This is a genomic window from Corynebacterium sp. KPL2825 (genome assembly GCF_037908445.1).
GTDB classification, from domain to species: Bacteria; Actinomycetota; Actinomycetes; order Mycobacteriales; family Mycobacteriaceae; genus Corynebacterium; species Corynebacterium kefirresidentii.
In genome coordinates, this window is record NZ_JBBMGI010000009.1 from 71,898 (window position 1) to 91,343 (window position 19,446).

Genomic DNA, 19,446 nt, shown 5'->3' on the forward strand with positions numbered 1-19,446 from the left:
GAGCTAGGCCCCGAGGTGGGCCGTGACGATGTCATCGATAAGCCGCGCCGCCGCTTTGGCGGTGCGGTTATCTATGTCAAAGGTGGGATTGAGCTCGACGACGTCCACCAGGGCCAGCTTGCCCGTCCGCGCGATTGCTACGGCCATGGCGCGGATGCGCTCATAGCTCACACCCAGGGAAGCTGGGGCAGATACGCCCGGCGCGGTAGAAGCCGGTAGGACATCGAGGTCGATGGACAAGTGGACCTTGTCCTTGCCCTCGGTAGCCTTGGCGGCTAGCTCAGCGCACTCGGCTGGGGTGAGATTGACTAGTTCCTCGTCCAGGGTGATGGCGACGTTCAGGCTCTCTGCCTCGTCGAAAAGCACAGCGGTGTTATTGGGGCGGGAGATTCCCAACACGGTGTAGTCGAAGTCGTCGGAAAGCTCCGAAATCTGCTTGAACGGGGTGCCGGAGGTGGCTTGGTTCGCGCGGCGCAGATCGAAGTGAGCATCCAGGTTGATGATCTTGGTGGCGCCTACCGCGCGGTAGAGGCCGCGGTGCGAGCCGAAGGCGGTCTCGTGACCGCCGCCCAAAATGATGGGGAGGGTGCCGGCTTCGACGAGTTCCTGCACTTTATCGGAGAGCGCGTCGTGGGAGCCGTCGAGGTCGTCGGCCTGGGTGGTGATCGTGCCGGCGTCGGCAAGCGCATGCTCATGGTGCACCGCCAAGGAGCCAAGCGCGGAACGCAGCGCGGCTGGGCCTGCGGCTGCACCCTGGCGGCCGCCGTTGCGCAGCACGCCCTCATCGGAGGCAAACCCCAGGAGGGTTACTGGGGCGGGGGATTCGGTGGACTGATTGATAACGCTATGCCAACGGGCATGCTCTGGGCCAGGGCCATCGGAGCGGCCGGACCATTCGGGGGCGGGGGTGAAAAGTTCAGCTTTTTCAGTGTTCATGGTTTTCGATGTTAGGCGGAAACGACGAGTTCTTCTGGCTCTTCGGTGGGTTCATTCTCATGTGTTACCTCGTGCCGGTTGGTGAGGAAATAAACCGCCGTCATAATGGCGATGAAGGCCACACCCACAACGAGGGAAATGCGGTATTCCTCTTGCCAGACCATGATGCCGAAGGTCATGAGGATAAATGCGATGGACAGGTACTGACCATAGGGCCAGAAGGGAACTTTGTATTTGAGGTTCGCTACGTCTTGTGTGCTCATTCCGCGTCGGGAGTATAGGTGAGCCAGCAGAATCATGAGCCAGACAAACACGGTGGCAAAGGTAGCTAGCGAGGCGATGACCTCGAAGATATTTTCCGGCAGGAGGGCATTGAGGATAGTGCCAATGATCATGGTGGCGATGAGGATGATGGTGGTCATTACGGGTACGCCACGCACTACCTTGGACATGAACTTAGGGGCGTGCTTTTGGTGGGCAAGGCCGGTGATAACGCGTCCTGCACCGAAGAGGTCGGCGTTGATGGCCGATAAAGCGGCGGTGATGACCACGAAGTTGAGCAAACCTGCAGCCCAGGAAACGCCGAGGGTATTAAAGATTTGGACGAAGGGGGACTGCTCGCCGGTGATGTCGCGCCATGGGGTGATCATGAGAATGACGGCGATGGCAAGCACATAGAAAAGCAGGATGCGCATGGGCACCGTATTGATTGCTTTGGGTACGGATTTTTCTGGGTGCTGGGCGGCGCTGCCGGCCACACCGATGATTTCGGTGCCGCCAAAGGCAAAGAGAACGAGGATGAAAGAAGCGATCATGCCCGTGGGGCCGTTGGGGAAGAAGCCACCGTCGTTGACGAGGTTGACGGGGCCGGTGGTGTGGGCATCAGAAAGCCCAAAGGCTAATACCGCAAGGCCGCCGGCAATCATGGCGAGTACGGCGCCGACCTTGATGATGGTAAAGGCAAATTCTAGTTCACCGAAGGCCTTGACAGTGGCGAGGTTTGCGCCGCCCACGATGAGCAAGGTGGCTGCAACCCAAACCCACTGCGAGACGTCTGGGAACCAAAAGCGCATATAAACGCCGATGGCGGTGAGGTCCGCAAGCGCTACGATGACCATCTCAAAGGCGAACATCCAGCCGGTGATGTAGCCCGCCGATCCGCCCATGAACATGCGGGCGTAGCCGGCGAAGGAGCCGGTGATGGGGTGGCGCACGGCCATTTCACCTAGGGCGCGGAGCATGAAATACACCACCGCGCCGGCGAGGAGATAGACGACGAGGACAGAGGGGCCAGCGGCTTGGATGGCACCGGCTGAACCATAAAACAGTCCGGTGCCGATCGCGGATCCGAGGGCGATGGAGTGCAGGTGCCTGTGTTTAAGGCCGTGTTGGGACATGGCATCTCCTAGCGTATGAAAAGTTTTATGTAGTCTAAGTCTCTATTTGTCCCAGGTGTGTCGTGGAACATATTTATTTGTCTGGAATTTCAGACTTGGTGCCGTGTGCTGCACTGATAAGCGCCACAGTGGTGCTTAAAATTGCCCTCCGTGAGCACCAACAGAGTCCCAGCGGCGCGTCATGCGATGGAGATCCTCAGGCTTTTGTCCACCATCGACGTCCCTATATCCGCCGCCCGCATCCAAGGTGAGCTCAACCTGCCACGCTCGTCTACATACCACCTGCTGGCGGAGATGGTTGATGCTGGTTTTGTAGCCCATTTGCCGGAGCACAAGACGTATGGACTGGGCCTGGCGGCGTATTCCATGGCTTCGGCCTATGTAACGCAGCAGCCCTTGGTGCGCATGGCCACTCGGGATTTGGAACAGTGTGCGGCGCTGGTGGGTGGATCGGGGCACCTGTCACGTATGGCCGGCTCGGAAATCTTGTATTTGCAAGAGGTGCGTGCGGCGGGTGCTACCTCCTTGGTCACTGAGGTGGGTGTGCGCCTGCAGGCACATAAGACGGCGTCTGGGCGCGTGATGCTGGCGCATTTGCCTGAAGCGGAGGTGCGCGCCGCCTTTGATACCGCAGGAGGTAGCGGCTTTGCTGCATTGAAAAAGCGCTTGAGTTTGGTGGCTGCACGCGGGTGGGATCAAGAGATCGAAGAGATTACTCGCGGTCAGGCCTCTGTAGCGGCGCCCATCCTGGACCACTTGGACCGCCCTGCAGCGGCGGTGGCGGTGACGTATCCGGTAGGGACGCCGGATGTGAAGGTGGACGCCGCCATTCGGGCCTTGCTAGAGGTATCGGACAAGGTCGCGGCCAAAATGTACCGCAATCGCAAAAAGTGAGGTAGCATACATTCATCGCGTTAGGCTGTCGCGCGACACATCACAATTGTTGATCCCTTATTTAGAGGAGTATTTGCCATGCCTAACGCCTACCCAACCACCGTGACCGTAAACGTCGGCGCGCTGAGCATCGAGGATGTTGTTGCCGTTGCCCGCTATGGCGCGCAGGTGGAGATTGCGCCTGCAGCCCTAGAAGAGGTAGCCGCTACCCGCGAGCGCGTGGAAGAACTAGCACAAGATCCCACCCCGGTCTATGGCATTTCCACCGGCTTTGGCGCGCTCGCTCGCCGCCATATCCCAGAGGAGATGCGCGCCCAGCTGCAGCTGTCCCTGGTGCGTTCGCACGCTGCGGGTACCGGCCCGGAAGTGGAAGAAGAAGTCATCCGCGCACTGATGCTGCTGCGCCTGTCCACCTTGTGCACTGGCCGCACCGGCGTGCGCCCCGTAGTGGTGGAAACGTATGCCAAGGCCCTTAATGCCGGCATTGTGCCGGTGGTGCGCGAGTATGGCTCGCTGGGCTGTTCCGGCGATTTGGCGCCGCTTGCTCACTGTGCGCTGGCCTTGTTGGGAGAGGGCGAGGTGCGCGTGAACGGCGAGCTGCAGGATGCGGGCGAAGCCTTGGCCGCAGCTGGCATCGAGCCGCTGCAGCTGCGCGAGAAGGAAGGCCTAGCGCTTATCAACGGCACCGATGGCATGCTGGGACAGCTCTGCTTGGCCATCACTGACCTGCGCGCGGCCGCAAAGACCGCCGATATTGCCACCGCCATGACCGTGGAAGGCCTGCTGGGTACCCTCGTGGTCTTCGCGGATGACCTGCAGCAGCTGCGGCCGCATCCGGGCCAGGCCGATGCTGCGGCTAATATCCTCCAGGTGGCCGAAGGCTCTGAGATCTTGGAGGCCGCGCTCGAGGAGTTTAAGAAGAACCAAGTGCAGGATGCCTACTCCGTGCGCTGCGCCCCTCAGGTAGCTGGCGGATTCCGCGATACGTTGACCCACACCGCCCAGGTGGCCGAGCGCGAGCTGGCTGCCGCGGTGGACAACCCGGTGGTGACCAAGGATGGCCGCGTGGTCTCTAACGGCAACTTCCACGGCGCGCCGGTGGCCTATGCGCTTGACTTCCTGGCAATTGTCACCGCGGACTTGGCTTCCATTTCTGAGCGTCGCACCGACCGCTTCCTGGACCCGGCGCGCAACCGCGGGCTGAACGCCTTTCTTGCCGACGACCCCGGTGTTGACTCCGGCCACATGATCGCCCAGTACGCCCAAGCCGGCATCGTGAGCGAAATGAAGCGCCTAGCCAACCCCTCTTCGGCCGATTCCATTCCTTCTTCGGCCATGCAGGAAGACCATGTATCCATGGGCTGGTCCGCCGCCCGCAAGCTACGCAAGGCCGTCGATGGCCTGCAGCGCGTGCTTGCCGTAGAAATCCTCACCGCCGCCCGCGCTATCGACATGCGCGAGGGCACCCCAGCCAAGGGAACCGGCGCGGTCATCGCCAAGCTGCGCGAGACCGTCAAGGGGCCAGGTGTGGACCGCTACCTGTCGCCGGAAATCGAGGAGACCGTGCGCCTGGTTAAGGAGGGTGCGCTTGTCGAAGCCGTTGAGAACGCTACCGGAAAGCTGCGTGATTAATATGGCGACCATTTCTTGGCACCCACAATCTGAGCCCAACCCCTTGCCGTTTTCCCCTTTTAAAGCGAGCACAGTGCCGCGCCCCATTGGCTGGCTTTCCAGCGTGGACGGTGAGGGCCGCGAAAACATCGCGCCTTATAGCCAGTGGCAAAACCTCACTTTCGATCCACCCATGGTGATGTTTTCGGCCAACCAATACCCGGATGGTCGCCGCAAGGACACGGTGCTTAACGCGGAGGAAACCGGCTGGTTTGTGTGGAATATGGCCACCTATGACCTGCGTGAGGAAGTCAATAAATCCGCCCAGGTGCTTGACTATGGCGACAGCGAGTGGGACCGCCTTTCCGTTACTAAGGAGTATGCGGACAATCACCGCATTCCCATGGTGAAAGAATCGCCGGTGAAGTTCGAGTGCCAGTACAAAACCACGCTGCGCGTGCCCGGTAATTCCAAGGTGGGCAGCATCGACCTCGTGGTAGCGGATGTAAAGACCATCCATATCGATGAATCCGTCATCGATGAGGAAGGCAAGCTCGACATCCTCAAGATCAAGCCCATCGCGCGCATGGGCTACTTTGACTACACCGTGGTCACAGAAAAGTTCGAGATGCGCGTGCCTGGTTCCGACGACGCCGCGCGCGCCGGGTTAGAGGGCAGCGCGTAGTGCATCGGCCATGGCCTGTTGGCCCGCGTGGGTGGGGTGCATGGGAAAGGAATTAGTCTCCTGGCCCGTGAAATCCACCCACGGTGAGGGGGAGCAGGCGGTGTGGTCTAAGGCGGCGTCGGCAAGCACGTATATAGCCCCATTGCGCTCGGCGGCCTCGCGCACCGCCTGGTTGATGCGCTCGATGGAGCGTGCCAACCATTCCCGGTCACTGGCCGGGATTTTTTCTATGTAGGGGCAGGTCTCGCCGCGCTTAATTAGCGGAAGATAACCAGTAGCCAGGACTTTCGCGTCAGGGGAGCGGCGGTGGATCTCCTCGTAGACCTTGTCTAGACGGCGGGGTAGATCGCGAATTTCCAGGTCTATCTGCGGGCCGGATTCCGCCTGGCAGATATCATCCGTGGCGCATTGGGTAAGGCGTACGAAGCTGGCGTCATTGCCGCCGATGGAAAGGCTCACCAGGTCGGTGTCCTCTCGCAGGGCGTCGACCTGGGCGGGGTGTTCGCCGGCCGAGGAAAGCACATCGAGGGTGCTAGCGCCCTGGCAGGCTACATTGGTGAGCTCCGCGTCCATTTCCTTGGCTGCAAGCTCGGGGTAGGAATCCTGAGCGCGCACGCAGGTATTGGGCGGATCGAGCGGCAGCGTGGTTGAGCCCATGGCCGCATAGGAATCCCCCAGGGCGACATAGTGGGGTGGCTGCGGCTCCTCGGCGGGGGTGGAACAAGCGGCGAGGAGGGCCACGGAAAGGAAGGGGATGAACCGGCGCATGCAGGCCATCGTAGATCATCCCGCCTGTGTCTCATATACGAGACAGTTAGGGTTCATGTGGCATGGTACACAGAGCTATGTCACAGTACTTTATGACATGTGACGCCGAACAAGTCCTCGGGGACAGCCCCGGGACACCGGCCTAGGGGACTTGGGAGGGCGTCGAAAAAGCACGAAGAAAGGAAGCCATGTCTCAACCACGCGAAGTACGCGCGCCGCGCGGAACCGAACTGTCCGCCAAGTCTTGGCAGACCGAAGCGCCCTTGCGCATGCTCATGAATAACCTCGACCCCGAGGTTGCCGAGCGCCCCGAGGACCTCGTGGTCTACGGCGGCACCGGTCGTGCAGCGCGCAGCTGGGAAGCCTTTGACGCCATCGTAGAATCCCTCAAGGACCTCGAATCCGATGAAACCCTGCTGGTGCAGTCCGGCAAGCCGGTGGGCATCTGGAAGACCAATGAGTGGGCACCGCGCGTGCTTATTGCTAACTCCAACCTGGTGGGAGACTGGGCTAACTGGGAGCACTTCCGCAAGCTCGAGGATGAAGGCCTGATGATGTACGGCCAGATGACGGCCGGCTCCTGGATTTACATCGCTACCCAGGGCATCCTGCAGGGCACCTTCGAGACCTTCGCAGCCGTGGCCAAGAAGCGTTTCAACGGCACCCTGGCCGGCACCTTCACCCTGACCGGCGGCTGCGGCGGCATGGGCGGCGCACAGCCGCTGTCTGTCACCCTTAACGGTGGCGCCTGCCTCATTGTGGACGTTGATGAAACCCGCCTGAAGCGCCGCCAGCACAAGCGCTACCTGGACGAGGTCGTCACCGACCTAGATGAAGCACTCAAGCTGGTTCTTGACGCTAAGGAAAACAAGAAGCCGCTCTCCGTAGGCCTGGTAGGCAACGCCGCCGAGGTATTCCCAGAGGTCCTGCGCCGCCAGCGCGCCGGGGAATTTACCGTCGACATCGTCACCGACCAGACCTCGGCCCACGATCCATTGTCTTACCTGCCCTCTGAAATCACCATGGAGGACTGGCATAACGAGGCCAAGGCAGACCCGACCACCTTTACCAAGAAGGCTCGTGAGTCCATGGCGGCCCAGGTCCAGGCCATGGTCGAATTCCAGGATGAGGGCGCCGAGGTCTTTGACTATGGCAACTCCATTCGCGATGAGGCCCGTAAGGCTGGCTACCAGCGCGCTTTCGAATTCCCAGGCTTCGTCCCGGCTTATATCCGCCCACTCTTCTGCGAGGGCCTAGGACCGTTCCGCTGGGCCGCCCTGTCCGGTGACCCAGAGGACATCAAGGTCACCGACCAAGCGCTCAAGGAGCTCTTCCCGGATAACGAGCACCTGCACAACTGGCTCGATGCCGCTGAGGAGTACGTCGAATTCGAGGGCCTGCCGGCACGCATTTGCTGGCTCGGCTATAACGAGCGCCACAAGGCCGGCCTGCTCTTCAATGACCTGGTGCGCGAGGGCAAGATCAAGGCTCCTATTGTCATCGGCCGCGACCACCTGGACTCCGGCTCCGTGGCCTCCCCGTACCGTGAGACCGAAGCCATGCTCGATGGCACCGATGCCGTGGCCGACTGGCCGCTGCTCAACGCCATGACCGCTGTGTCCTCCGGTGCTACCTGGGTATCTTTGCACCACGGCGGCGGCGTGGGCATGGGCCGTTCCATCCACGCCGGTCAGGTTACCGTTGCAGACGGCACCGAGCTCGCCGCAGCCAAGTTGCGCGCGGTGCTCACCAATGACCCGGGCATGGGCGTTATCCGCCACGTCGATTCCGGCTACACTCGCGCAAAGGAAGTCGCCGATGAGCGCGGCGTCCGCATTCCGATGGAATTCAAGGCAAGGGACTAGATGAGCACACTTTTTACCGGCATTTCAGAACTCCGTACGGTCAGCGAGCGTGGCACGCTTAACGACGCCGCCCTGGTAGCCGAATCCGGCACCATCTCCTGGATTGGCCCGGCATCCGAAGCGCCGGCCGCCGATGAGAAGGTGGACCTGGGTGGCCGCGCCGTCCTGCCCGGCTGGGTCGATTCGCACACCCACATGGTCTTCGACGGTGACCGCTCCGCTGAGTTTGAGGCCCGCATCTCCGGCGGCTCCTATGAGGCTGGCGGCATTGCCGTAACCATGGACGCCACCCGCCAGGCCGGTACCGACCGCCTGGACAAGCTGGTGGCAGATCGCGTGGCCGCTGGCCGTCGCGGCGGCACCACCACCTTCGAGACCAAGACGGGCTACGGCCTCAACACCGAGTCCGAGGTAGAGGCCGCAAAGGTCGCGTCCCGCCACGTAGATGACGTGACGTTCCTTGGCGCCCACTTGGTGCCGCCAGGGGCAGACGCGGAAGACTACCTCGACGAAGTCGTTGGCCCGATGCTCGAGGGCGTCGCTCCCTATGTGCAGTGGATCGACGTCTTCTGCGAGCGCGGAGCCTTCAACGAGGAACAATCCCGGCGCGTACTGGAAGCCGGTAAGAAGCTAGGCCTTGGCCTGCGTGTGCATGGCAACCAGCTGGGCGAAGGCCCAGGCGTGGCCCTAGCCGTGGAGTTGGGTGCGGCCTCGGTAGACCACGTCAATCACTTGAGCGACGAGGACGTAGAACTGCTGGCTAATTCCGATACAGTGGCCACCATGCTGCCGGCTTGCGATCTGTCCACTCGCGAGCCGCTAGCCCCAGGCCGCAAGCTTCTCGACGCCGGCGCAACCCTCGCCATCGCCTCCAACCTCAACCCCGGCACGTCCTATACCTCCTCGATGAACTACTGCGTGACCACCGCGGTCCTCCAGCAGTACCTGTCCGTTGATGAGGCCATCCACGCGGCGACCACCGGTGGGGCTACCGCCCTGCGTCGCCACAACGTGGGCAATGGTCTCGACCCGCAGGGCCGACCCGCTAAGGGCACCATCGTGGAAGGCGCCGCCGCCGACCTGCACGTGCTCGACGCCCCCAGCGCCGTGCATTTGGCCTACCGCCCAGGCATGCCGCTGAGCTATCGCACCTTTATCGCCGGAGCCTAGCGCTCTTCTAGAAAGGTCGCCGCTATCTGATATAGCCGGCGGCCTTTTTCTTTTGTCATATGTAGCCACGCATCCTTCTTGCCGATAAAGACTGCGCGCGATCCATCCGGATCTTCCACCATAAAGAGGGTTTCTTCGTCTTGTGCACCGTGGACAGTCCACGACTCTGGGTCGTAGAGGCGACGAAAGCGCCCTAGCTCTATCTCTACGTCCCTGCGGGTGATAGCCGGTGGCCGGTAGGGGAGGTTGTCGGGCCCATAGTCCTTTCGCGGTCCTTTTCTTTCTCCGCGTTCAAAATCGCTATAGACCTCGCTCACTTGGGCACGCACCAGCCCATTTTTGTCCTCCGTGGATTCTATGCGCAGGCATAAAGGGTGCCGAGGCCGTGAAGTAAAGCAGGAGTATAGGTGGCCTATCTTAGGCTTATCGACGGCACTAAAGGTCACAAACTTGCCACGGGGTGCGAAATCAAACTCCACCGGAAAGTAGGTTGTGTTCTCGTTGTCCACCACGCTGCCGAGGCTAAGAAGCTTTGGGCGTGCGGCGTATTCCGTGCGGTGAAAGCGCACTGGATCTAGCTCCACCACATAAAATTCAAAATTATCCTCCACCCCGGTTATGCGAAAGACGGGGTTTAGATGAAAACGCCGGTCTGTAATGTGTACATACCCTCCGCTCTGTGGCCGAGGGCTGCGCCTAGTGGGATAGATCAGGCCCGTAGACAGCGAGGACAGATAAAGGTCTACCGGCGGGTCCAGTTCCGTGCTGAACCCTGGATAAGAACTTAGCTTGGCACGGATACGTGCTTGGTCGTCAAGGAATCGTGGGCGTGGATGACTCATAGGCTGCACAGTAGAAGACCGCCCCGACACCACACTTCGGTGTTTTCGAACTGCTTCGAACAGGGCAGGAAATCTGGGCTAGGAAAATCTAGGAGCTGCGCAATGGAGTTTATAGCCGCAATCGCGTAGGGTTGGTGAAGCAATGAGCATTACCGATAACGCCACCGGCGGCGTCAACGAGCCGGAAGATTTTAAAAAGTCGGAATCTCAGGACAACTCGCAAGGTGTCACCAAGGACACCAGGGCTGCGAATACTTCTGAGGACACCGGCGCTGAGTCTCAAGACTCGGCCAACGACAATTCCCAGGGGTTCGCGCATCTTGGCCTGCCAGAGAAGATTCTGGAAGCCGTTGCGAAAGTAGGCTTTACCAAGCCGTCCCCCATTCAAGAAGAAACCATCCCGATCTTGATGGAAGGCCGCGACGTAGTCGGCCTTGCCCAGACCGGTACCGGCAAAACCGCGGCCTTCGCGCTGCCGGTTCTGTCGCAAATTGATGCCAAGGCCCGTCACCCGCAGGCACTTGTGCTCGCGCCAACCCGTGAGCTGGCCCTGCAGGTGGCAGACTCCTTCCAGTCCTTCGCCGAATCTCTCAAGGGCGTCGAGGTACTGCCTATCTACGGCGGCCAGGCCTACGGCATTCAGCTGTCCGGGCTGCGTCGCGGTGCGCAGGTCATCGTGGGTACCCCAGGCCGCGTCATCGACCACTTGGAGAAGGGCTCGCTGGACCTGTCTCAGCTGCAGTTCCTTGTCCTTGATGAGGCCGATGAGATGCTGAACATGGGCTTCCAGGAAGACGTTGAGCGCATCTTGGAGGATACCCCGGACCGCAAGCAGGTGGCGCTTTTCTCGGCCACCATGCCGAACGCTATCCGTCGCCTGTCTAAGCGCTACCTCGACAACCCTGCCGAGGTCACGGTGAAGTCCGAGCGCCGCACCAATGACAACATCACGCAGCGCTTCCTTCTTATCCCGCATCGCGCGAAGATGGATGCCTTCACCCGCATCCTTGAGGTCATTAATTATGATGCCATCATCGTCTTTTGCCGCACGAAGCACGAGACCGAAGAGGTAGCCCAGACCCTGCGGGACCGCGGTTTTAGCGCCGCAGCCATCAACGGTGATATTGCGCAGGCGCAGCGCGAGCGTACCGTCGATCAGCTCAAGGATGGCCGTCTGGACATCCTCGTGGCTACCGATGTTGCCGCTCGTGGCCTCGACGTCGACCGCATCACCCACGTGGTTAACTTCGATATTCCTAACGACACCGAGTCCTACGTGCACCGCATCGGCCGCACCGGCCGCGCGGGGCGCTCTGGCGAAGCCATCCTGTTCGTCACTCCGCGCGAGCGACGCATGCTGCGTTCCATTGAGCGCGTAACCAATGCCCGCTTGGAAGAAATGGATTTGCCTTCCGTCGATGAGGTCAATGAAAAGCGCAAGGAAAAGTTCGCGCAGTCCATTACCAACTCCATGGACAATAAGCAGGCGGACTTTTTCCGCTCTTTGGTACGCAAGTACTCCGAGGAGAACAACGCGGCCATGGACGATATTGCTGCAGCCCTCGCCGTTATGCTGCAAGGCGGCAAGAACTTCCTGATGGAAGACAAACCGCTTCCGAAGCCAAAGCGCGACCGTCGTGACGATCGCAAGCGCGACCGCGACTTCAAGGGTGGCGGCAAGGGCCGTGGGCCAAAGCGGCCGGATGGTGACTTTGAGACGTACCGATTGGACGTCGGCAAGCGGCAAAATGTGCGCCCGGGAGCCATCGTGGGTGCCATCGCCAATGAGGGTGGCTTGTCCGCCAAGGACTTTGGCCGCATCACCATCGCGGTAGGCCACACCTTGGTGGACCTGCCGAAGAATTTGGATCCAGCTGTGCTCAAGCGCCTAAAAGATACGCGCATTTCCGGCCAGCTCATCAATATTCAAAAGGACACCGGCCGACCACCACGCCGTGATCACGGCGGTGGACGCAAGCGCGGTGGACGCTGGCGCGACTAAATTTTTCGACTCAATGGGCCTCTTCGGAGGCCCATTTTTTCATGCGCTGTGACCAGCAGTTTTACTATAAACGGGGGTAGCGTGTCGGAGCGATTTTATATACTAAAAGCGCAAACATGTTCTAGGGAAACTTCTGCGGGGGAAGTCTATGAATGCGCCCTACTTTGCCAATACCAATTCACAAAATTCAACCTCACGAGCAGCTACAACCATACGCAAGGCCGAATACTTGTTATGGAGGCGCCTGCATCCAGATCCGGATGAGGATATCGAAATCATCAGCCAATCGTTGTCGGACCTTACTGGTACGCGGCAGTCTCGAATTAGAAATATTATCTTCGCCTTTGAGCGCTTAAAGGAGCTACCACACCTTCAAGCGCGGCAGGAAGAGCTCTATCACCTAGATTTAGACCGCTTAATTACTATCGACCAGACACTTTCCAAGCTAGGGGAGATTGACGCCGATAAACGGCTGCTTATCGACGCCGAATTAACCACCTACCTCACCCCCAAGCGCCCCAACCAAAAATTGCCCTCCCATCGCAACCTGCGGCGTAAGTTGCGGGAGCTTATTGTCCGCCTCGATCCCACTATCGCCGCACGCGATCCACGCCGTAAGGAGTCTTATAACCTCGAGCCCACGGGAGGGGAGTGGGCTGCAGTTTGTCTCGACGTGGGCCTAGAAACCGCCGAAATCATTGACCGAAATATCCGCAGCGTGGCTACGGAGAAGGACATTTCCTTGGCCCAAGCGGCAGTTGCTCTGCTCACCGGCAAGGCTGAAGCCAAGGCGAAGGTGGTGCTCAATATGTACCGCTGCGATCTTCCTGATGCGCCAGCCTTCGTTCAAAGTTTGGGTTGGGTCTCGCCAGAGGTTGCCGACGAAATGCAAACGCGGGCGACAACCGTCCGCGATATGGAAAAGGCAGCACAGGACGAAAGTGGAAACTACGTAACTCCGCCCCATATCCGTGCCTTTGTGGAAGGACTCGACGGAACCTGCCGATGGCCCGGCTGCACGCGGCCAGCAATGGCTTCCCAGATGGACCATCGACACGACTTTGCCGAAGGAGGGCCTACGGCGGCGGCCAATCTTGCGTGCCTATGCCAACATCACCACAACATCAAGACTGATGGGCGGGCCTTTTATATAAAGGATCCGATTAGTGGGGACATAGTCTGGCTTTTTGAGGATTCCACGTGGGTCTATGACGAAGCTAGCGGGCCACTCGCAGCGAAAAATCGGAGGTGGGCGCAGACGGTGGCGCAGGCGACACAGCGGCGTCGGCACAATGCGCACGAGGATGCACAGAGATTGAAAGAAGAGCTGGAAAACGAGAAACGGGACAGCGAAGAAACTGTCCCGGAAGAGTAGATGGCCTTCTAGAAGACCAATTAGAAGTGGACGTACATCAGGATTAGGCAGATGATCCATAGGAGGTTAAATACGCCACCGAACGCGGACAGTGGCTTCTTTGCCGCCGCGTAGTCAAAGGTTTCGTTTGACTCGAGGGAGGCCATTGCCTTCTTCTGCTTAGGGATGATGACGAAGAAGAGCAAGCACCACGCGACGATGGCAACCAAGATGGCGATGTGGAAGTTTACCTCGGACTTGTAGGCGCTGATATCGGAGAGAAATACGCCGAGCCCGAGGATAGGCACAATAGCGGAAATGTAGCCATAGGTATTGGTTATGTTATGCAGAACGCGGGCGGAGCCTAGTGCTGCGTGCTCACCTTGTGCTGCCTTTGCCATCTGCGTCTGGAAGCTGGAGGTAGATACGCAGACTGGACCGATTAAGAGAATAGCTGCAGCCACGTGGAGGAATACAAGGAAAGTAGTCATTGAAAGAACCCTTCAATCGCGGAAAGTTGCCACATTTACCCTAATCAATTTCCGGTGAGTAGGGCTATCCGACATTGCCTTTGCATGGCGCGCACGTCCGCGGAAGGGAGCGGAAGCGAGTACTTGCGGGCGATGTCTGCGAGGCGGCGAGAATATTCGCAGCGGTTGGTCGGCGGAAGCCATTCGGCAGGAAGAGCATCTGACTTTTCTTGGTTGAGCTTGCGGCTGGTGGCTACGAGATTGAGCGGATCGTTGCCAAAGCGCACTTTGGTCTCGCGGTCCCACTCGGAAGCGCCCATGTCATAGGCCGCGGAGAGCGGAAAGATGTGGTCGATCTCTATGGGTGAAGTGGCAGGAATGGTGGTGCCACTATAAGGGTCATAGACGGTCCCACTGCGGGCATGGCAATCGTGGAGGGGATCGCTGGCCTGGCTTTCCAGAATGGCCTCGCGGGTGCTACAGGCACCGTGGGGCTGCCAGATGCCGAAATCATCGCGATTGTAACCAGCGGCGTTAGGGCGTGCAGCTACGGTATCGACCTCAAAACGTGGAAAAGGCCACGCATACCATGCGCCGATAAGGACGGTGACGCATGATAGCGCGGCCAGATAATAGGACTTCATGTCCTATTGGACTGCGTGGAGTCCGTGATGGTTCCGATTATTTATCGGTGACCTTTTCCGCGGCCTCCTCGAAGTCGAGGCTGGAGTCATTTTCCACGAGCTTGGCCAGCTTGGTGGCCTCTTCAAACTCGCTAACAACTTCCGGTGCTGGCTCCTTGGTGAGCTTGGTGACGATGACCGCCACAATGAGGGCCAGGAAGAAGCCAGGAACCATCTCGTAGAGGGTATCGGAAAGCGGAGACATGCCCCAGCCGATGGCTACGATGGCGCCGGTGAGCATGCCGGCAATCGCGCCGGTGGCGTTGAAACGCTTCCAGTACAGGGACAGCAAGATGATTGGGCCGAAAGCGGAACCGAAGCCTGCCCACGCAAAGCCCACAAGGCCAAGGATGGAGTCAGACGGGTTGATCGCCAAGAGGGCGGCAATGACCGCGATGGCAACGATTGCGGTGCGGGAGAGGTTGATGAGGACCTGTTCGCCTGGCTTCTTCTTGGCAAAGATGAGGAAGAGGTCCTCGATGAGGGAAGTAGAGACGACGAGCATCTGGGAAGACATGGTGGACATGATGGCGGCTAGAACCGCGGTCAGGACGAAGCCTGCGGGCAACGGGTGCATCATGGCCTGTGCCATGTCCAGGAAGATGGTTTCGAAATTGTCCTGGTCGGTGATGCTGTGGCCGGTTTGGGTGAAGTAAACGGTGCCAGAGAGCGCGACGAAGATTGCGCCGATGACGGACAGGCCCATCCAAGTCACGCCGTAGAAGCGGCCTTGGCTGGCGTCGGAAGGCTTACGCAGCGCCATGAAACGGACAACGATGTGCGGCTGGCCAAAGTAGCCCAAGCCCCAGGCCAGGTTGCCGATGATAACGCCGGCGGATACGCCTGCGAACATGGAGAAGTAGCTGTCATTTTCTACTACGCCATCGGTGCCATAGGGATTATTGGCGGCAAACGAGAAGATCGAGGATGGATCGCTGAGAGAGACAATGGCCATGATCGGCACGATCATCAGGGCGACGAACATAAGAACGCCCTGGACGACGTCCGTGTAAGACACCGCCAAAAAGCCGCCGACGAAAGTGTAGAAGATGGTCACCGCAGCGATGACGAGCATGCCGGTGAGGTAGTCGCCACCGAAGGTGGACTCGAAGTAGCGGCCACCGGAAACCATGCCGGAGGAGACGTAGAAGGTAAAGAAGAAAATAATGATGGCTGCGGAGATGATGCGCAGCAGGCGGGACTTATCGTGCAGGCGGTTTTCAAAGAAGGACGGCACGGTAATGGAGTTGGCCGCGATTTCCGAGTAAGAACGCAGGCGCGGTGCGACCCACTTCCAGTTAGCCCAGCAGCCGACGAGCAGGCCGATGGCCATCCACAGCTCGGACATGCCGGAAAGGAATAGAGCTCCGGGCAGGCCCATGAGTAGCCAGCCGGACATATCGGATGCGCCAGCGGAAAGAGCCGCTACGAATGGGTGCAGGCCACGGCCGCCCAAAACATAATCGTCATATTGGTCGGTTTGTTTGTAGCTCCAGTAGCCAATGGCTGCCATTGCGAGGAGATACACGATCATCGCAATGACGTACCAAGTTGAATCTTGCACGTTTTACTCCTTGTAGTGATATGTAGGACATATTCACGTTAACGGGGTCACAAGGTTAACCCAAGCGAAAATACAGGTGTGACGCATGTCTCCGTTTGGATTTTCTATCGTTCAACTGGGGAAAGAGGAAAATATAACGAGCGTGTAACAAACTTGGAAGGGCTGCTATGCTGGCGGTTATGGCTTCTTACCTCGTGCATGGACTGTGGCTCCCCGTTACGGGGCTTGGTCTGTGGATTGAACAGGTAGAAGGGCACAAGATTGTCATGCCCAATGCCGTTCCTGAAGGCACCTTCCCGCCGGCGGTAGAGTCCATCCTGGGGAAGAAATCTTTCCGCAACCGGGCGCGGGTCTCGCTGCGCACGCCCAAGGGCAAGGACGTGTCCTTGATGGTGCCGATGGCAATGTTCGGCCCAGAAGAGGCCGTCGCGGCGCTTACTCAGATGGAACACCTGAATCACAAGCCGCCTGCCACCATCGCCCCTGACCTCCAGTGGCTGCTCCATGCCTACAGTGGCCTATGCAAATTCGTGCGCGCCGGGCGCGTGACGTTCCGGCTGGCCTACCAGGCCAATGAGTGGTTCCCCATGTGGCAGCTGGCCTCCGGCTTGGGGGAGCGCGGGTGGCTTGCAGAGATGATGGCAGCCGCGCCCGGCATCTTGCATGTTAATAATCGGGCACTGTCGGATGACATGGCCGATGAGCTCACGCACTGGATCGCGTTTCGAGAGCTGCGGCCCGTGGCGGAAGCACCGCGGCCGATGCCGTGGCACGAGTTCGCCCGCGCCCTGCTCGATACGCGGCCGATCCGGCGTGGGCGCGCGCAGCTTTTGCGCGGGCTCAATGAGTGGAAGAATTCCATCTACGAGGTGGAACTCCAATTGGTCTACATCGTGGAAGAACCGGCAGAAGATGACCCGGATGCGGCCAAGTGGCCGGTGCGCGTGCGGGTGCGCTCGGGCACGGATGCTCCGCGGCCGGTGTCAGCGCAGAGTCTGGATAGGGCGAGCGTCGAAAAGCTGCGGGAAGCCCACCGCAAGGCTGTGCGCATCGCGCCCACGCTGGGGGAGACCGCACAGCTGCCGCAGCCCGGCGACGGCGACTGGGATGTCTACCTAGAAACCCACCAACTTACCCATTTTGTTACGCACGAGGTGGACAAGCTCAAGGCCAGTGGCGTGACTGTCATGCTGCCCAAGGCCTGGGCGCAGATGGAAACGAAGGCCAAGCTGGAAACCCACGAGGCCCGCGATCCGGCCGAGGCCGCCACTAAAAAGCACATTGGCATGAATAAGCTGGTGGACTATAACTGGCGCATGTCCGTGGGCGATGTGGAGTTGACCGAGGAAGAAATGGAGGACTTGGTCAATTCCAAGTCCGGACTTATCCAGTTACGCGGCAAGTGGGTCATGGCCGATAAGCAGGTTGTCTCCCAGGTCTCCGGATACATGGATGCGCTGCGGGAGAAGTCCCTGGCGCGCAAGAAGAAGGAACTTGAGCAGCTGGCCGCTACCGCGGAGATAGCCAAGCAGCTCGGCGAACCCGGTTGGGAAGCCTTAATGGCGGACGTGGAGCAGCGCCGCCAAGAGTTCAACGAGGGTGGCGAAGAACACGAGCAGGTTACCATGGCTGAGCTGCGCGAGCTGGCGCTCGAGTCCATGACCCAAGAACCCATCGAGTTCACTGGCAGTACCTGGCATACGGCCCTGCTCGGCGGGGTGGACAAGGTCGCCCCAGAGCGCGTGGACATTCCCAAAACTGTCCATGCGGAGCTGCGCGAGTACCAGCGTCGCGGCGTCGACTGGCTGTATTGGATGTCTCGCAATGGCATAGGCGCCGTGCTTGCCGACGACATGGGGCTCGGCAAAACCCTCCAACTACTGTCCCTTCTCGCGGTGGAAAAGGAGCGCGGTGAGCAGACTGGCCCCACGCTCGTCGTGGCGCCAACCTCCGTGGTAGGAAACTGGGCGCGCGAGGCGCAGCGCTTCGTCCCGGATTTCAAGGTTATGGTGCAACATGGTCCAAGCCGCCCGCGGGGCGAAGACTTCGCTCAAGCCGCTACTGAGTGCGACCTGGTTATCACCACATATGGCACCGTGGGCCGCGATTTTAAGGACATGGGCGAGGTAGGCTGGCAGCGCGTTGTTCTAGATGAGGCCCAGGCCATCAAGAACTCCGCGACGCGATCATCCAAGGCCGTGCGCTCGCTGCCCTCGGAGCACCGCGTGGCGCTGACCGGTACCCCGGTGGAAAATCGCCTCTCGGAGATGCGCTCCATCCTGGACTTTTGTAATCCCGGAGTATTGGGCTCCGCCTCGTTCTTCCGCAATCACTTTGCTAAGGCCATCGAGCGCAATGATGACGAAGAGATGTCTGAACGCCTGCGCCAGCTCACCGCGCCGTTTATCCTTCGCCGTGTGAAGACGGATCCGAATATTATCGACGATCTGCCTGAAAAGTCCGAGCAAATCCTTACCGTGTCCATGACCACCGAGCAGGCCGCCCTGTATAAAGCACTGGTCAACCAGGTGAAAAAAGACCTGCAGGAAGCTACGGGAATGAATAAGCGTGGGCTGGTGTTGTCCTCGCTCACCCGTATCAAGCAGATTTGTAATCACCCCGCGCATTACCTGGGCGATAGCTCGCCGGTGACGCTCAAGGGCAAGCATCGCTCCGGCAAGGTTAAAGAACTCATGCGCATCGTGGACGAGGCCACTGAATCCGGCGAGCGCCTCTTGGTCTTTACCCAATACAAGGCCTTTGGCGATATCCTGCAGCCATACCTTAGCGATCAGCTCGGCCGGGAGATCCCCTTCCTCCACGGCGGGGTGAGCAAAAATAAGCGCGACCAGATGGTGGAAGACTTCCAGTCCGAGGATGGTCCGCCGGCGATGATCCTTTCGCTCAAGGCCGGCGGTACCGGCCTGAACCTGACGGCTGCTTCCATCGTCGTCCACATGGACCGCTGGTGGAACCCGGCGGTGGAAAACCAGGCGACGGACCGCGCCTTCCGCATTGGCCAGCGCCGCAATGTGCAGGTATATAAGATGATCACCGCGGGTACGCTGGAGGAATCTATCCAGGACATTTTGGATGGTAAGACGCAGCTGGCCGGCGCCGTCGTGGGCGAGGGCGAGGGTTGGCTCACCGAGCTGGACCCAGATCAGCTGGCCGCACTCATGAGCTACCGGGGGAGGGAGTAATC

General features: G+C 59.7%; 15 protein-coding genes. 8 read left to right on the forward strand and 7 right to left on the reverse strand.

The features are described from left to right. Positions 1–3 precede the first annotated feature (3 nt). Positions 4–936 carry a formimidoylglutamase gene (gene hutG, locus WMQ00_RS08410; RefSeq protein ID WP_023021807.1) on the reverse strand — a complete coding sequence of 311 codons (933 nt, stop codon included), beginning with the start codon at positions 934–936 and terminating at the stop codon, positions 4–6. Positions 937–947: 11 nt separating this feature from the next. Then, a complete protein-coding gene (locus WMQ00_RS08415) occupies positions 948–2,333 on the reverse strand; it encodes an amino acid permease (protein ID WP_340440882.1) in 1,386 nt (461 codons plus the stop codon). Between the two features lie 186 nt (positions 2,334–2,519). Here WMQ00_RS08415 and WMQ00_RS08420 point away from each other — a divergent pair, with 186 nt between their 5' ends. The 3 genes from WMQ00_RS08420 (at position 2,520) to WMQ00_RS08430 (ending at position 5,523) form a co-directional block, all read left to right on the forward strand. Further along, positions 2,520–3,227 (forward strand): IclR family transcriptional regulator, encoded by a 708-nt coding sequence (locus WMQ00_RS08420; RefSeq protein WP_284798708.1) that lies wholly within the window; start codon positions 2,520–2,522, stop codon positions 3,225–3,227. A gap of 78 nt (positions 3,228–3,305) precedes the next feature. Then, positions 3,306–4,859: a histidine ammonia-lyase gene (gene hutH / locus WMQ00_RS08425; RefSeq protein ID WP_023021804.1), complete on the forward strand. Its 1,554-nt coding sequence runs from the start codon at positions 3,306–3,308 to the stop codon at positions 4,857–4,859. Between the two features lie 73 nt (positions 4,860–4,932). Then, on the forward strand, positions 4,933–5,523 hold the full coding sequence (locus WMQ00_RS08430; protein ID WP_259824381.1) for a flavin reductase family protein: 591 nt from the start codon (positions 4,933–4,935) through the stop codon (positions 5,521–5,523). Here WMQ00_RS08430 and WMQ00_RS08435 read toward each other — a convergent pair. Next, positions 5,506–6,291 carry an SGNH/GDSL hydrolase family protein gene (locus WMQ00_RS08435; protein ID WP_248098965.1) on the reverse strand — a complete coding sequence of 262 codons (786 nt, stop codon included), beginning with the start codon at positions 6,289–6,291 and terminating at the stop codon, positions 5,506–5,508. The genes WMQ00_RS08430 and WMQ00_RS08435 overlap by 18 nt on opposite strands. 188 nt (positions 6,292–6,479) lie before the next feature. Here WMQ00_RS08435 and WMQ00_RS08440 point away from each other — a divergent pair, with 188 nt between their 5' ends. Next, complete coding sequence (locus WMQ00_RS08440) at positions 6,480–8,156, forward strand: urocanate hydratase (RefSeq protein WP_086588060.1); 1,677 nt, start codon at positions 6,480–6,482, stop codon at positions 8,154–8,156. Continuing rightward, positions 8,157–9,326, forward strand: a complete 1,170-nt coding sequence (gene hutI / locus WMQ00_RS08445; RefSeq protein ID WP_023021800.1) for an imidazolonepropionase — start codon at positions 8,157–8,159, stop codon at positions 9,324–9,326. Here the strand turns inward: hutI and WMQ00_RS08450 are convergent. After that, positions 9,323–9,937, reverse strand: a complete 615-nt coding sequence (locus tag WMQ00_RS08450; protein ID WP_200287728.1) for a hypothetical protein — start codon at positions 9,935–9,937, stop codon at positions 9,323–9,325. The two genes, hutI and WMQ00_RS08450, sit on opposite strands and share 4 nt — an antisense overlap. Positions 9,938–10,310: 373 nt before the next feature. On the opposite strand from WMQ00_RS08450, the gene WMQ00_RS08455 reads away from it, so the two are divergent. Continuing rightward, positions 10,311–12,170 (forward strand): DEAD/DEAH box helicase, encoded by a 1,860-nt coding sequence (locus tag WMQ00_RS08455; RefSeq protein ID WP_239208277.1) that lies wholly within the window; start codon positions 10,311–10,313, stop codon positions 12,168–12,170. A gap of 148 nt (positions 12,171–12,318) precedes the next feature. Further along, positions 12,319–13,545: an HNH endonuclease signature motif containing protein gene (locus tag WMQ00_RS08460; protein WP_308767343.1), complete on the forward strand. Its 1,227-nt coding sequence runs from the start codon at positions 12,319–12,321 to the stop codon at positions 13,543–13,545. A gap of 20 nt (positions 13,546–13,565) precedes the next feature. Here the strand turns inward: WMQ00_RS08460 and WMQ00_RS08465 are convergent, their stop codons facing one another. Genes WMQ00_RS08465 through putP form a run of 3 tightly spaced genes read right to left on the reverse strand, consistent with a single transcriptional unit; the run spans position 13,566 to position 16,241 of the window. Further along, complete coding sequence (locus WMQ00_RS08465; RefSeq protein WP_023021796.1) at positions 13,566–14,015, reverse strand: hypothetical protein; 450 nt, start codon at positions 14,013–14,015, stop codon at positions 13,566–13,568. 44 nt (positions 14,016–14,059) lie between these two features. Further along, positions 14,060–14,638 carry an HNH endonuclease family protein gene (locus tag WMQ00_RS08470; RefSeq protein WP_023021795.1) on the reverse strand — a complete coding sequence of 193 codons (579 nt, stop codon included), beginning with the start codon at positions 14,636–14,638 and terminating at the stop codon, positions 14,060–14,062. Between the two features lie 37 nt (positions 14,639–14,675). Continuing rightward, positions 14,676–16,241, reverse strand: a complete 1,566-nt coding sequence (putP, locus tag WMQ00_RS08475; protein WP_023021794.1) for a sodium/proline symporter PutP — start codon at positions 16,239–16,241, stop codon at positions 14,676–14,678. 167 nt (positions 16,242–16,408) lie between these two features. On the opposite strand from putP, the gene WMQ00_RS08480 reads away from it, so the two are divergent. Continuing rightward, positions 16,409–19,444: a DEAD/DEAH box helicase gene (locus WMQ00_RS08480; protein ID WP_340440883.1), complete on the forward strand. Its 3,036-nt coding sequence runs from the start codon at positions 16,409–16,411 to the stop codon at positions 19,442–19,444. Positions 19,445–19,446 lie beyond the last annotated feature (2 nt).

Bases quoted from the DNA above. Each gene is read 5' to 3' on its own strand.
- hutG (WP_023021807.1), bottom strand. From the start codon at position 936: ATGAACACTGAAAAAGCTGAACTTTTCACCCCCGCCCCCGAATGGTCC.
- WMQ00_RS08415 (WP_340440882.1), bottom strand. From the start codon at position 2,333: ATGTCCCAACACGGCCTTAAACACAGGCACCTGCACTCCATCGCCCTC.
- WMQ00_RS08420 (WP_284798708.1), top strand. From the start codon at position 2,520: ATGGAGATCCTCAGGCTTTTGTCCACCATCGACGTCCCTATATCCGCC.
- hutH (WP_023021804.1), top strand. From the start codon at position 3,306: ATGCCTAACGCCTACCCAACCACCGTGACCGTAAACGTCGGCGCGCTG.
- WMQ00_RS08435 (WP_248098965.1), bottom strand. From the start codon at position 6,291: ATGCGCCGGTTCATCCCCTTCCTTTCCGTGGCCCTCCTCGCCGCTTGT.
- WMQ00_RS08440 (WP_086588060.1), top strand. From the start codon at position 6,480: ATGTCTCAACCACGCGAAGTACGCGCGCCGCGCGGAACCGAACTGTCC.
- hutI (WP_023021800.1), top strand. From the start codon at position 8,157: ATGAGCACACTTTTTACCGGCATTTCAGAACTCCGTACGGTCAGCGAG.
- WMQ00_RS08455 (WP_239208277.1), top strand. From the start codon at position 10,311: ATGAGCATTACCGATAACGCCACCGGCGGCGTCAACGAGCCGGAAGAT.
- WMQ00_RS08460 (WP_308767343.1), top strand. From the start codon at position 12,319: ATGAATGCGCCCTACTTTGCCAATACCAATTCACAAAATTCAACCTCA.
- WMQ00_RS08465 (WP_023021796.1), bottom strand. From the start codon at position 14,015: ATGACTACTTTCCTTGTATTCCTCCACGTGGCTGCAGCTATTCTCTTA.
- WMQ00_RS08470 (WP_023021795.1), bottom strand. From the start codon at position 14,638: ATGAAGTCCTATTATCTGGCCGCGCTATCATGCGTCACCGTCCTTATC.
- WMQ00_RS08480 (WP_340440883.1), top strand. From the start codon at position 16,409: ATGCTGGCGGTTATGGCTTCTTACCTCGTGCATGGACTGTGGCTCCCC.